This is a genomic window from Thalassobacillus sp. C254, from assembly GCF_001310615.1.
In genome coordinates this window covers 1-14066 of sequence record NZ_BAXQ01000024.1, presented here as the reverse complement: position 1 = coordinate 14066, position 14066 = coordinate 1, and the positions used below count along the sequence as shown (strand labels likewise).

At 37.5% G+C, this 14066-nt stretch carries 13 protein-coding genes and 2 pseudogenes; 5 read left to right on the top strand and 10 right to left on the bottom strand.

Annotated elements, in window-relative coordinates; genetic code table 11:
• Positions 1-134: 134 nt before the first annotated feature.
• Genes JCM19033_RS22640 through JCM19033_RS17565 form a run of 3 tightly spaced genes read left to right on the top strand, consistent with a single transcriptional unit; the run spans position 135 to position 2474 of the window.
• Entirely contained in the window at positions 135-731 is a 597-nt protein-coding gene (locus JCM19033_RS22640) for a hypothetical protein (protein WP_083465553.1), read from the top strand.
• Positions 697-1737: a sensor histidine kinase gene (locus tag JCM19033_RS17570; protein WP_083465552.1), complete on the top strand. Its 1041-nt coding sequence runs from the start codon at positions 697-699 to the stop codon at positions 1735-1737. Before JCM19033_RS22640 ends, JCM19033_RS17570 begins: the two co-directional genes overlap by 35 nt.
• A gap of 35 nt (positions 1738-1772) precedes the next feature.
• The gene (locus tag JCM19033_RS17565; RefSeq protein ID WP_269758355.1) at positions 1773-2474 is read left to right on the top strand and encodes a response regulator; all 702 of its coding nucleotides are present in this window, start codon (positions 1773-1775) and stop codon (positions 2472-2474) included.
• Positions 2475-3184: 710 nt separating this feature from the next.
• On the opposite strand, the gene JCM19033_RS17550 is transcribed toward JCM19033_RS17565, so the two are convergent.
• Positions 3185-3916 carry a hypothetical protein gene (locus JCM19033_RS17550; RefSeq protein ID WP_054637275.1) on the bottom strand — a complete coding sequence of 244 codons (732 nt, stop codon included), beginning with the start codon at positions 3914-3916 and terminating at the stop codon, positions 3185-3187.
• A gap of 158 nt (positions 3917-4074) precedes the next feature.
• On the opposite strand from JCM19033_RS17550, the gene JCM19033_RS17545 reads away from it, so the two are divergent.
• A complete protein-coding gene (locus JCM19033_RS17545) occupies positions 4075-4932 on the top strand; it encodes a manganese catalase family protein (protein WP_054637274.1) in 858 nt (285 codons plus the stop codon).
• Between the two features lie 201 nt (positions 4933-5133).
• Here JCM19033_RS17545 and JCM19033_RS17540 read toward each other — a convergent pair whose 3' ends face one another.
• From JCM19033_RS17540 to JCM19033_RS28410, 6 genes and pseudogenes are all read right to left on the bottom strand, one after another.
• Positions 5134-6579, bottom strand: coding sequence for a PTS transporter subunit EIIC (locus JCM19033_RS17540; protein ID WP_054637273.1), 1446 nt, complete (start codon positions 6577-6579; stop codon positions 5134-5136).
• Positions 6572-7993: an alpha-amylase family glycosyl hydrolase gene (locus JCM19033_RS17535; protein WP_269758354.1), complete on the bottom strand. Its 1422-nt coding sequence runs from the start codon at positions 7991-7993 to the stop codon at positions 6572-6574. The genes JCM19033_RS17540 and JCM19033_RS17535 overlap by 8 nt, the downstream gene beginning before the upstream one ends.
• Positions 7983-8138, bottom strand: a complete 156-nt coding sequence (locus JCM19033_RS26450; protein WP_269758353.1) for an alpha-amylase family glycosyl hydrolase — start codon at positions 8136-8138, stop codon at positions 7983-7985. The genes JCM19033_RS17535 and JCM19033_RS26450 overlap by 11 nt, the downstream gene beginning before the upstream one ends.
• Before the next feature lie 494 nt (positions 8139-8632).
• Positions 8633-9624: pseudogene (locus JCM19033_RS17530) on the bottom strand (LacI family DNA-binding transcriptional regulator).
• Positions 9625-10098: 474 nt separating this feature from the next.
• Positions 10099-10341, bottom strand: a complete 243-nt coding sequence (locus tag JCM19033_RS17525) for a hypothetical protein (protein ID WP_157049954.1) — start codon at positions 10339-10341, stop codon at positions 10099-10101.
• 268 nt (positions 10342-10609) lie between these two features.
• Positions 10610-11521: pseudogene (locus JCM19033_RS28410) on the bottom strand (patatin-like phospholipase family protein).
• Positions 11522-11890: 369 nt separating this feature from the next.
• Here JCM19033_RS28410 and JCM19033_RS17515 point away from each other — a divergent pair.
• A complete protein-coding gene (locus JCM19033_RS17515) occupies positions 11891-12091 on the top strand; it encodes an aspartyl-phosphate phosphatase Spo0E family protein (protein WP_054637271.1) in 201 nt (66 codons plus the stop codon).
• Between the two features lie 264 nt (positions 12092-12355).
• On the opposite strand, the gene sda is transcribed toward JCM19033_RS17515, so the two are convergent.
• From sda to JCM19033_RS24455, 3 genes are all read right to left on the bottom strand, one after another.
• Complete coding sequence (gene sda, locus JCM19033_RS22635; protein ID WP_157049953.1) at positions 12356-12505, bottom strand: sporulation histidine kinase inhibitor Sda; 150 nt, start codon at positions 12503-12505, stop codon at positions 12356-12358.
• Positions 12506-12691: 186 nt separating this feature from the next.
• On the bottom strand, positions 12692-13327 hold the full coding sequence (locus JCM19033_RS17510) for a hypothetical protein (protein ID WP_054637270.1): 636 nt from the start codon (positions 13325-13327) through the stop codon (positions 12692-12694).
• 513 nt (positions 13328-13840) lie between these two features.
• Positions 13841-14066: hypothetical protein (locus JCM19033_RS24455; RefSeq protein WP_198153558.1), on the bottom strand; the 226-nt coding region annotated here is incomplete at its 5' end.

The following is a 14066-nucleotide window of genomic DNA, read 5'->3' as shown; positions in this document are numbered from 1 at the left end:
ACGCCTTGAAAGCGTTAACAATTTCGTAGCGTAAGTGTAACAGTGCAATTGAGAAATTATAATATTTTTAAAATTTACATTATTTAATTCATTGATAAAATTAATTTCATAATTTTCAAATTGGAAATTATTGGATGATGGGAGTTGTAGTTGTGAAGTTCTCTTTGTTACAAAAAATGATGGCCTTAATTATTGTGGTGGTTTTTCTTAGTCTTGGAACGGCTGTTCTTTTACTATCATTTAGCTTTAATGGTATAATGCACAATCACTTTGGGGAGCGTGCCATGGATGTAGCTAAGATGACTGCTAATAACGAACGTATCATAGCAGGTTTTCAAGATGAAAATCCTTCCACAATTATTAACCCCCTGGCAGAAGAAATTCGTTTACAAACAGGGGCAAGCTATGTAGTGGTGGGAAATTTGGAAGATATAAGATACTCCCATCACGATCCTGCACAAATTGGAGAACCAATGGGCTCTTCTAATACCCCGGTGTTTGAAAATGAGGAGTCGATTGTTTACATAGACAAAGGCGTATCCGGAAAAGCAGCCAAAGCCAAAACCCCTATATATAATCAAGATGGAGAATTAATTGGCGTATCTTCCGTTGGGTTTTTAAGAACGGATATCAATGAAACGATTATTCAACACCTCATCAGTATTTCTACGTGGTTTTTAATTCCCTTATTGCTTGATGGTGGGAGCATTTGCAGTTTCAAAAAACGTTAAAAAATCTATATTTAATCTCGAACCAGAAGAAATATCGTACGCTTTTAAGGAAAAAGAAGCAATTCTGGAGTCCATTCATGATGCAACGCTAGCAGTAGGTACAAAAGGTGAGGTCGTCTCAATAAATAAAAAAGCAAGAGAAATTCCTTACTTAAAAAATCAAATAATAGGAGAGAAAATACAGCATGAACAGTTGCTCCTCGTGTTAACTTCTATGGTAAATGAGAGATTGTCGCACAAAAGCTTCAGAGTCTTACTAAGTGAAAAAGTTTACCTTGTTAATGCATCGGCTATTATGGACCAGGAAGTAAAGGGTATTGTGTTCACTTTTCGTTCCTTAAAAGAAGTAGAATCCTATGCTAAAGAATTTTCAAAAATAAAAGAACATAAAGAAAATATGCGTGTTACCAACCATGAGTATCTAAACAAATTAAATACAATCTATGGATTATTAAAATTAAATAAGGTAGAGGAAGCTACACTCCTTATTTCACAAGAAGTGGAAAAGCAACAAGACCTCATCTCATTTTTAATGGAATCTGTGTCTTCTCCACTCATTGCTGCGTGCTTGCTTGGAAAGACAAACCGTGCATCGGAACTAAAAGTTTCATTAACTATTGATAAAGATAGTTGCTTATCTTCTCTTCCTTCACATATATCAGATGAGAAAATAGTAACTATAGTGGGCAACATCATTGATAATGCAGTCGAGTCGGTTAGAGCTAAACCAAATAAAGACGGAAAGGTTCTCGTTTCATTTACCGATATAGGGAATGATATTGTATTTGACATTGAAGATAACGGATCGGGGATCCCTAGGGACATGATTGATAGAATTTTTATGGAAGGGGTTACAAGTAAAAGCGGAGATGACCACGGGCTTGGACTTGCGATTGTCACCAGGAATTTAAAGCACCTTAATGGTGAAGTCATAGTGGAAACCAGTCAATGGGATGGAGCACGATTTACAGTGATTATTCCAAAATCTCTAAGTAGGACAGCCTAAGATGATTTATATCTACTTTTTAGGGAGTGAGTATTGTGAAAACAATCGAAGTAGTAATTATAGAAGATGACGAAACAGCGGCTGCTATATATGCTGAGTTTATTAGTAAGTCCCAGGGGTTTACGGTATCTTTTATAGCAAACTCTGCTGAACAAGCCTTAGAAATGTTAAAAATAAAAAAGCCAGATCTTATATTATTAGATGTATTTTTGCCCGATATGAATGGAATAGAATGCATGTGGGAAATAAGAAAAAATTATAGTGGAATTGATTTCATTTTAATTACTGCCTCCAATGAAACAGAAACGGTGAAAGAAGCTATACGCGGAGGTGCCTTTAGTTATATTATAAAACCGGTAATGATGAACCGTTTTTTACAAACTCTGGAACAGTATAGACGTACTTTTTCCCGTCTTTCAAAAGAGATTGAAATAGAGCAAAATGATATTGACAATATGTTTAAATATGAAGCAAAACAAACAGAATCACAATCTTCTAACACAAAAAAAGCTTCTTTACCAAAAGGAGTTGACAGTTTAACACTGGACCGAATATTAAAAGCCACACAAGAGTTTGATGATAGTTTCAATGCTGATCAATTAGCTAAATCTGCAGGAGTTAGTCACTCCACAGCGAGACGTTATCTTGAATACTTAATTTCATCGAAAAAAGTAGAGGTTTTTATGCATTACGGACAAGTTGGCCGTCCCGAAAGGAAGTACAAAAAAACGAGATAAATGATTCTTTTTACTCTCTTTTCTGTTTTTGTGCCTTCAAAATGATTTAAATCAAATACCTCGCAAAAAAGGGCGAGGTGATGCCTGCTTTAAAAGAATATCTAAAAAGCAATCCACCAACAGAGACGGATCCAATCTACGAACAATATGAGAAAATCGGAAAGATGGTGCGAAAGGCACAGAAAAGAAAGTGGCAGCCTTCTATAGTCACCAAGAGGACCAGTCACCGTTCCTGGGCCAAATGTATGCCCTATCTAGAACAATGGCGATTGGTCCTCATTTTTTGGTCTAAACATGTTTACCACACAGTTGTGTCCCCTCTATGGTAGTCCTGCAGCAATATCATTCTTTCTGTTTCTTTTTCATAAAAAGAAAGGATATCTCCTTTCCTTCTTTTGTTCTGATCACCTTGTCTTCACTGGACAAAAACTGAGCCCTAAAAGAACTCTGTATACAGGTCTTCACGATCAAACAACTCAGGGTATTGCTCTTCGTTATAGAACCTACTAGAAACTGTAACAAATTTAACTAATCTCCTGATTCCAGTGGTTCAAAACGGATAATGAAAAAGGTGAAAATTGATATGTAAAGATAGTATAGTAAAATTCCCCTCTATTGTCTTTAAAGGAACTTATTTTCTCTCTACTTAAGCTGTTTGTTAGACTTCTGGATTGCATCATACATGTTTTCCATGTTTTGAACCCCTCTTCTCAAATGATCATACGCTTCTTCGTACTCTTCTTGTCCATTTTCCAGGACCGGTGAAAGTGTGCCCTTGTCTCTTCAATCCAGGAAAGGAGGGGTTCGTATCCCTCAAGTTTTTCAATATAAGGTTCAAGTTCTGATAAATATTTGTCTCCGCTTGTGGCATATGCTTTCATAGCCAGCCACCCTTTTCCACGTGCTGGCTCCCCTGCTTCCATTATTAAAAGTTCTTCTTTATCTTCAATTTGCAATATGTCATGATCTTCTTTGGTCAGCTCTTCAAGCGACGTCACCATTTCACCTTGCGGGTTTGAATAGCTGTAAGCGAGCTTATCAACCACTGCCATGAAAAGACCCAAGGATTGTGTTCCGTACGGCTCGGAGCGTTCACCGGAACCTATATCATCATATTGGTGCCAGTAAATCCTTTTTGATTGTTTGTTTTCGTCAAAGATAAACCAATTTTCATATGCCACATCTGTTTCCTTTATTTCAATACCTCCTGGGAAATGATCAAGCGCTTCTTTGTGGGATAATCGTCCTTCTTCAGGAAGTTCAAAGTTTGAAAGTATATCAGAATACAGTTCATATTGACTGGATAAGTGAATGGAATCCTCATCACTTACCGGAATTGTCTGTTCGTTTTTTTCTTCAGCTTCTGTTAATTCTTCTCCATCCTCGCATGCTGTAAGTAAAATTGCTAAGAATAGTGTTGGACCAATGATGTACTTTTTCATTTTACTCCCCTTCTTTTTCTCTCTTTTGGAAATGCTTGCTAATTGTAACAAGGATATGAATGACCTGTAAACTGGACTGTTATTACCCTCCTTCATGGAATATTTATCATATCTTTTTGGCAATCTATATGAGAATTCAATTGAAAGGTGGGGGTATTATGTATTTTTATAGAGAAGATTTAATTAATATGATTGTGCCTGATAAACCAGATCCTCATGCTGCAAAAGTTCTCCAAGAGGCACTTGGGGGTCAATTTGGCGAAATGAGAACTTTGATGCAATTCTCATTTCAAAGTGCAAATTTCAGGGGGAAAGCGAAACAATATCGTGATCTAATAAGAGGGGTCTTTCTTGAAGAGCTTAGTCACGTGGAACTCGTTCAAACAACGATTAACCAACTGTTAAACGAATCTGGCGGAGAAATGCCAGGAAATCAGGCATCTGATGGTGCTCCATTAGATGATGTTATACAAGCCGGCGCAAACCCTCACCATTATATTATGGGTGCTAAATCTTCCCTTCCGGTTGACGCAGGCGGCAATCCATGGAACGGTTCATGGGTATATGACCATGGAAACCTTGTAGCAAACCTTCTTAATAATATTGTCCTTGAATCCACGGGTGTTCTACAGAAGTCAAGAATTTACGAGATGAGCAACAATAAAACGCTGCGGGAAACAATCGCTTTCTTAATTGTTCGGGATAATGCCCATCAAAATGCATTTGCCAAAGCCTTAGAAACCCTGGATGTTGATTGGGGGAAACTTTATCCGATTCCAAATTATGATTTAAACAAATATCCAGAATGCCGTAAATATGTCGAGATGGGCTTCCATAATGCACAATTTAATTTTCGTCTGGACGATACCCGAATCGCTGAAATTTTTCAGGGTACAACCCCAAGCAGAAATGGCGGGGAGTTATCAGTGGTTGATCCACCAAAAGGATATCCCGTTCCTGAAATGCCTGAAATGCCAAATGAGCACGCCCCAGGCCTCTCTGATCTCAATAATTAATTGAAAATCCTTTCATTTTATCACTGCGCCCTTACCTGTAAGGGCGTTATTAGTTTTCAAACGTTTCTTACTGTAATACACTCACACTGAATTGGCGCTTAGAGGTCTTTCAATAAAGAAAAAAACATACATAATAAGTTTCTTGTAAAAAAGAAAAGTGAGTCGCATTGGCAACTCACTTTTTCAAATGTTTTCTAATAGTTAACCCACGTTCCTGGCTTTTCCTTTTTCATCTTCGATCATAACTTCTTTTGGTACTGCAAAAAGATAAGTAATGAGCAGCCCAGCAATAAAAGTGATCACGGATACCACCAGGTATGCAAGAAGCTGATTGAAATCGTAGATGTACATTAAAGGAGAAAGTACAACTGCTAACCCATATGAATTTGCTTGCACATTCAATAAAGAAAGAACCGCACCCCCGGCAGCTGAACAAGCAATCATCACATAAAGCGGTTTCGTACTGTACCTCATTACGACCCCAAACAAGGCAGGTTCACTTACACCAAGTAATTGGGTAGCTGTGGCACTCGCTCCGGTAACCTTTACTGTACTTTTTTTCGCTTTCATTGTAATCCCTAGACAAACACCAGCATTTGCAAACCCGTACATTGCACATAAGGTAATTAACGGATTAAAACCCGTGCTAGCCAGCAGCGTTGTTTCAATCATAATAAATAAATGATGCATTCCGGTCATCACCGCTAACGGGTAAATAAAGCCAATCAATAGTCCCCCAATACCAAGTGGAATGTCCATAAGTTGCGTGACTACTGTTACTAATCCGGATTCTACAAAGTGCAATAGGGGACCTAAAATGAGCAAACCGGTTATCATCATAGATAGTAAAACAAAAAACGGGGTAAAGATTAAATCTAACGCATTAGGCATGACAGCCCGTAACTTTTTCTCTAATTTTGCCCCAAGAAACCCAACAACAAGGGCGGTTAGAACACTGCCTTGATACCCAACAACCGGGATGAAGCCAAAAGCAATAATAGGCTGGACATCACTATTAACGTCGGCTACTTCATATGCATTGGGTAGCGCTGGAGACACAAGCATTAACCCGAGTACAAAACCAATAATCGGCATCCCGCCAAATTTCCTAAATGCTGACCAACAGATTAATGCTGGTAAAAAGGCGAACGCTGTATCTGTTAAAACGGATGTTAGAGTTAAAAGGTATTCAGGAATATCATCAATACTCATGCCTATTAAACCTAAGAAGGCATCACTAGTTAGAACGCCCCTCAACCCGAGGAATAAACCGGTTGCTGCTATAATGGGGATAATCGGAATAAAAATATCAGCTAACGTTCGTACCGCCCTCTTGATTCCCTTCTCCTTACGATGAGAGGAGGAATCCTTTTTTTCTTGGTCCTCCTCCTCATCATCTCGACTTCCTCTTAGAGCAGAATAAACTTTATTGACCGTACCCGTACCTAAAATAACTTGATATTGTCCCGCGTTATAAAATACTCCTTTTACCTCATCAATTTTTTCAACAGCCTCATCATCAATCTTGCTTCGATCTTTCACAGAAAATCGCAGTCTTGTGGCACAATGAACGTACGATTCTATATTATCTTCACCGATGACTTCAATAATTTCTTTCCCTATACGTTCGTATGTATTGTTACTCATTATAACCCACTTCTTTCTTGAAGAGTATAAGTGCTTGATATGGTTTTAATGTACATACTAGTTGAGAACATGTATCTTTCTTTTCATTATAATTGTCCAATAGAATCTCATACCCGTCATACTCCAGATCCACTTTTTCGATAGTGTCTGAAAAATTAAAGCAGCAAACAGTTTCTTCTCTTCCTAGCTTTCGTTTATAGGCAACGATCGTTGGATGCTCTTCCAATATAGGTTCAATTTCCCCATAAATTAAGCATTCACTTGCGACGCTCGACTGCCTTACCTGTATCATCTTTCTATAAAAATTCAGGATAGAATCAGGATTATGCTCTTGTTGTTCTACGTTAATCGTTTTAAAATTGTCATTCATTCCTAACCAAGGCTCCACCTTTGAAAACCCGCCAAATTCCTTACTACTCCAGTGAAATGGAGTTCTGGAATTGTCACGGCTTCGTAAATTGATGAAATGGAGGGATTCTTCTTCACTAAAGCCTTCTTCTATAGCACGATAATATTGGTCAATGCTAGAAATATCATCAAATTCTTCAATACTTGTACGTTCAAAGTTCGTCATGCCAATTTCTTGACCTTGGTAAATAAATGGTGTGCCGCGTAAATAGAAGAATAAGGCCCCTAGCATGGATGCTGAAAAGAAGTTTCTATTTTCTTTCTCTTTTATATACTTGCTTATCGACCTGTTTTGATCATGGTTCTCTAAAAAGTTAGCTCCCCAACCCGCTTTTTGGATCTCTTTTTGGCTAGTAAAAATTAGCTTTTTTAATTCTAGTACATCCCAATGAGTTCTTCTAAACCACTCGCTACCAGAAGCTACGTCAAGATCAGCATACCTAAAATCAAAAATCATTGAAAAGTAGCCATTTTCCCCGATGAAGTCTCCGTATTGCTCATAAGGAACTCCAGGGGCTTCACCAATCGTTACACAATTATATTTGGAGAATGTTTCTTCATTTAGTTCATGCAAAAAATCTTCTATGCCTGGCTGGTTACGGGCCTTCTTTGTACATTTTCCTAGGCCATCGACTCCATCAGCAGGAAGATTTTCATAGTTTTGATCTTTTTTAATAAACGTTATTGCATCTACTCTAAATCCAGCAATACCTTTATCAAGCCAGTAATTCACCATTTTATACAGCTCGTTTCTGACTTCTTTGTTTTCCCAATTTAAATCAGGTTGCTTCACACCAAATGAGTGAAAATAATATTCGTCTGTATTTTGCAAAGGCTCCCATACACTCCCACCAAAAACAGAACGCCAATTTGTCGGAGGTTGACCATTTTCTCCTTGCTTTAATATATAGTACTCTCTATACTTACTTGTTTTTGGATTTTTCAATAAATCCTGGAACCATGGGTGTTCATCAGAGGTATGATTAATAACAAGGTCAAGGACCACTTTTATTTCCTTTTTCTTTTGCTTTGTTGATCAATTCATCTAAATCTCTCATGTCTCCAAATTCTGGATTTAATTGATAATAATCAGAGATATCATATCCATTATCAGCCATAGGTGATTTGTAAATAGGACAAATCCACACCATTGTTATTCCTAAAGACTGTAAATAATTGAGTTTTGAGTTAATGCTTAATGTCTCCTATTCCATCACCATTTGAGTCATAGAAACTTTTTTGGATAAATTTGATAGATTACTTCTTTCTGCCACCACTTTTTTTCCATGTTGTTTCCTCCTGTGAACATTAAATATGGTATCGGTTTCACGTTAATATAAAAAAATAGGACAATTTATAACTATTATGTAAAGGTCCGATAAATACATGAATATGGTATCGGTTTCATGTTGATGTAAAAAATACGCTTACTTCTAGTAAACTACAAAACTTAACTCTTTCATTTGTTTTTGTGGAACCGTTACCAAGTGTTTTCATTATACTTTTAGTTTTTAATTTATGTCAACGCTTTCAACTAAAATTAATTTAAATGCAATTTTACCATCATTCCTGACTGCACTAAAAAATACAAAATGAAACTATAGGTCATTTTCATTTTGTATTTTTGTTGTTCATTATATGCGCCTTATGTGGATTGCCTTACAATTAATTCTATCGGCAGCTCATCATTCATGATATCCACTTCTGCATTCTCCAGCATTTTAATCATTACTTCTATTGACTTCTCTCCCATTAGATCAACAGGTTGGCGAATTGTCGTTAATTTTGGATCTAGTGTTTTCGCAACCGGTTGATCATCAAATCCAATAACAGCAAGATCGTCAGGAATGGTTAAACCCCGCTCTTTTGCTTCAAGGATTATTCCACCTGCTACTTCATCGCTCCCAGTAAATATAGCAGTTGGGCGGTCTTTCATCTCTAAAATTTGCCTAAGAACTTGTTTACCATCATCCAATGTATGTTGGTCAATGAAAATCCATTTTGGTTGATCTTAATTCCAGCCTCATTTAATGCTTTTTGAAACCCTTGATTACGGTCTTTCCCTTTTCCCTGCTCATCAAACAGGCCACCTGTACAGTACGCAATTTTATGGTGTCCACGTTCTATTAAATGCTTCACACCAATATACGCACCCTTTGACTGATCTAATCGTATCATAGGAGAAGTCCCTTGATTAACATAATCATTACATAACATAATTGGCCCATATTCATTATACGGTTCAATTATTTTCCAATCATTTTCCGTCGAAGTCATAATAATTCCGTCAACTTGCTTAGTTTTTAATAAATTTAAAAACGCTAATTCTTTTTCTTTATCTTCATAACTTTGGCCAATTAACACTTGATATCCCTTTGTATATGCAGCTTGTTCAATGGAGTTTACTAAATGAGCAAAAAATGGGTTGACGATTCTTGGTACGATGACCCCTATAGTTGTGGTTAATTGCCCCCTTAACCTCCTTGCAGAAGGATTTGGTATGTAACCAAGCTCCTTCATTGCCTTTAATACCTTCTCTCTCTTTTCGTCTGAAACGTATGGATGATTATTTATCACACGAGAAACCGTGGTTTTTGACAATCCTGATAATTTTGCAACATCTAATATAGTAGCCACTTGTTAATCACTCCGCTGTTAAGAACATGAAATCATTTTCATATAATTATTCTACTTTAGTATTGAGAGATATTGCAATATATATATGCTCTAAGGTGTTCGTAAAAGAGCACCTGTGGAAATAACACTTGATCTTTTCCATTATGGTACAAAGCATAACAAAGCCAACTAAAGCTGATTCTATATAGACGCTCCGGGAGATAGCAAACATCATGCCAAAATAACCCCGCATGAGTAGTTAGTATCAGGTCCACCTTGATCCCGCTTTTCAAACAATAAATACTTTTTTATGCTCATGTTCTTTGTTTTTAATAGTCTGTTTACGCCACTAAGTATTTTACTCAAGAATAAGACGACGGGAGAACCCATCCCTATTTATATCCACAAAAATAGCATACGGATTGTTTGACGAATTCGTATGCTAAGCAACTTATTTTTCATATTTTAAATACTTACAAAGACGTGGAAGTCTTTTTACGACTTATTTTCTCGCAAGCGAAGAAACTGAGGAAGATCTTTCAGGAAAAAAACGAGAAAAATGCCTGATAAAAACAAGCCGATTCCTATGTAAAACAAGGTGGTTTCGCTTGATAATCCGATGAGCGCTGCCCCGAGAGAAGCAAAAGGATACCCAACCATCCCGACGGTTTCTTTTTTGTAAAATGAATAAATGGAAATGAGCGCATACGCTCCTGCGATAAACAGAAAAACTCCCATAAGTCTCCTCCTTGAATCAATTACTTTGTTGATTGTACCAAAGTTTACGATTTTTTTCAGTAACTGATCTGGGTTGGACCCAAAAGCAGGTGATGCCATCACCTGCTAATTACGTCTGAAATGGTCTCTCCTAAAAAGGATCTCTCGTTACTGAGGAATCCGATTCCTCCTGTAAGGATGCCCCACAGGATGAAGGGCACGTTACAGCAAGAGATGTCTTTCTTCTGATTCCTACTCCCAGCACAGGAGATATTTTTTTACGCTTATCCTATTTAAAAGTGTGGGATCTACCTGCCTTATGAACCGCAAAATCCCATGTATCTAAGAATGATCTAGATGAAGAGTACCCAGAATGTAACAGGTAGTCGATTTCTTTATCTGTTAAATCAAAGTCTGTCGCTGTTATATCACCCGTTGGAATAAGAATGGTTCGGTCTTTGATTTCCTCGCTTATATAGCGTAAATCATGTGCTTGAAGCATGGTTCTAAAAATGTTTTTAAAAAGGTGGAGAGGTGTAGGAATGACAGATTGCACGTTCACTTCCTCTTTTACAAACCGGAACCAAATGTGGGGAAACGAGGATTAGGGACATCAAAAATCCAGACAGGGAAGTTACTTAATAACCAGCCATCTAAGATATAAGCTTTTTTTTGGTTTTTCGTTTTCCATATGACAGGACGGAAGAAAAACGGGATGGTAGCACTCATCGTTACGGCCGTTGAAACTTTTAGATCACCAGCTTCCATGTTATACTTTTGTAAATCATCAGGTAAAATGAGCATCCGGCCATTAGATATATCAGAGGCAATGATTTTTAGGCGCCCCTCTGGTAAATCCGCGAAAGTTACGATCCCTTTTGCAGCAAGAAGAGTATCCAGCCAAAATTCTAGAAAATCGTTTTTATATATCCCCAAATGGATTAGGAGTTGGATCCAGTTCCCTATAAAGGAACCCGATTAAGTAGTGACCTTCCTTGAAGCTGTGTATAATCCAGCTCTGCCATTTGTTCTTTCATTTCCCAGCTTTTATATCCACTTGCCAAGAGAGCTGCAATGACCGCTCCAGCGGATGTACCTGCTAGACGCTGCCACTTTATACCCTCTTCTTCCATCGCTTCCACTGCACCAACCATGCAATAGCCCGAACTCCCCCACCTTCAAAGACGGCATCCGCTTTCATATGACTTTCCTCCTCTCCTGCATTGCCTGAATCCTTTTCATTTCCGTTTCCCTTTCTCCATGTAAATTATCCTACAGAAAACTTCTATACGAAGGATGGGGTAAGAAAGCTATTCTATTACTGATCATCCATACTTGTTGTCGTATAGATAAAATAGAAGTTGCATTATTGTACTTATAGAAACCACAGGAACAAAACCGTTTTTTTATTAGACTGCTAGCAACATAATAAGTAATAAACCGAAATAAAACTTGGACATCAAAACAAAATTCAACACACTTCATCTACCACCATCTGGTAAGATAAGGGTCATGATTTTTACTAATTTTGGAATAAAAGAATACTGATAAAAGGGAGGAACGCATTATAATGGAAGGGTTTCATGATAAAAATTTAGCACACCAAATACAAAATAAAAGAAAAGAAATGTATACAAATGCCAATCAATTTGGTATTAGTGATGCAAGGACTCTCTTAGTTAGCCAGGAATTAGATGTTCTTCTTAATGAGTATCAGTATTCTCAACAAAGTCAGAATATATCTGTGAGATACCAGGGACAAGATATTTAACAAAGAACATAAAAACCCATAAGTGCACGAAACTATGTAGGTCTCATAACTTGAAAAGAGGTTATTATTTCGAACCCTCACTTCTTCCTTGTTCCTCTCACTTATTTATAGAATTTACCCACTTAAAATACCCACATTTTACCCACTCATTGAACTGTATTCCCATAAAAGGTACAGTCTATATTTATTAGTTCCCTAGTTGATAAATCGGTAGAGAAATAAGTCAAAAAAAAGAGAATGCATTTTATGCACTCTCTTCGAGGGTTAATTGCCAGCTAGAGAGCCTGGAACTGGGAGATTCCTTTTCCTTATTTCTTTCCTTAACAATTCTACAAATTGTTCTTCCAGATTTTCTTCTTGCGCCAAGCGATAAGCTTCAAGCAGCTTTTTGTCTGATAATTCTTCTAACGACACTACCTCTCCCCCAGTGATGCTCCCTATTTATTGTATCCATTACCGTGTAGGAAAGGTTTCTAAAACACTTTTTGATTTCTTGATGTCCAAGCCTTTTGGTAATCAAGAGAGAAATCGGCCTAAGGGGTGGATTAGAGGCAAACCAACTGTTTATCGCGGCATGTAAAACACTGGTATCTGAAGAACTTATTCACCAACTCTTTCTGCTTTTTCAACTAACGTCTGTACTCGGTTATATCTTTCCCCTGATTGCACGCCTGCATATATCGTTGCACCGTATTGCTCTTCATCGTACCCATTATAGGCAACATCGAGATCATGAATGATTCGATGAGAATAGACTAGAGCATCCTGGTTGTTTTCTTCAACTGCCAAGCGTGTAATCTTGATAAAGTTTTCTAAATCACCTTTGATATCTGAACTGGCTAGACCAATCAAATCTTCAATTAAGTCAGCTTTATGTAAAAGAGAGCCTTCCACGTTGTCAAACGCTTCATCACTTTGGAAGTCCTCAATTCCTCCGTGTCCCGTGAATTGATTTAATAGTTTATGAGATTCGTCTATGGCATCAGCAAGTTCCCATTCATGTTCAGCATGTTCATCACCTACTATGGGCTTGGCTTCTTCTTCGAATTCATGGTCCTGTTCCTCCGCAGATTTTTCGGTCTCTATTATTTGATCTTCCTCTGCTGCAGCTTCAATTTCTTCAGTTTCTTTCGTTTCCACAGTTTCATCTGTCATGGTACCAGTAACATAAATTATGCCAAGGACAGACACCGTAATACCTGTAAGTATAGAAGCAATTCTGGTTGTTTTCTTCATTTAAATACCAATCCTTTTCTATGTTGTATCTCATTGAAGTATAGGTTTTATTTTGTTCTTTTCCCGGTAAGAGTTCATTTTAACCTGCCCTTCCTTTTTTTCAGAACAAGGAACAAGATTATGATTCCAACGATGATCGTAATTATTGGTAAAAACATTACTATGGAATAAATAAGGTCGCCATTGTTTATTACAGCAGCTGGTATGACATCCAAATTAAAGTCACTCCTCTCAGTTGGATTCACGGAACAATATTTCTAGAGTAACACATGGGTCCTCACTTGGTTATCAATTCCCTTATTAACCTCTTGTTCCGTCATTTTCACATTTCTAGCGGAAAACATTCATGTTGTGTGGGTCCCCGGCTCCTTCTTTCGTTTACTAAAATGTTAACGTATTTCAATTGACGAATCATTAATACTTACAGAGACATTTTCAATATAGTGAATAAAAAGAAGAAAGCTCCTTATTTTGAGCTTCCTTCTTCTTGTCTAACATGCTATTACCTTGCTTTTATTCAGTACCTTCAACGTCTGCATCTGCAGAAGCTTGATAGTTAACGGTCACTTCGTCCGTGTCATTGATTTGCACAGCTTGCTCTGCTTCAATGTCAGTCTCTGTCTCTAGATTATCCTCTTCTTCTACTCCTTCTTCATTCTCTTCTACTGCGTCCTCATCTTCTTCTATTGCATCTTCATCTTCTTCTATTGCATCTTCATCTTCTTCTATTGCATCTTCA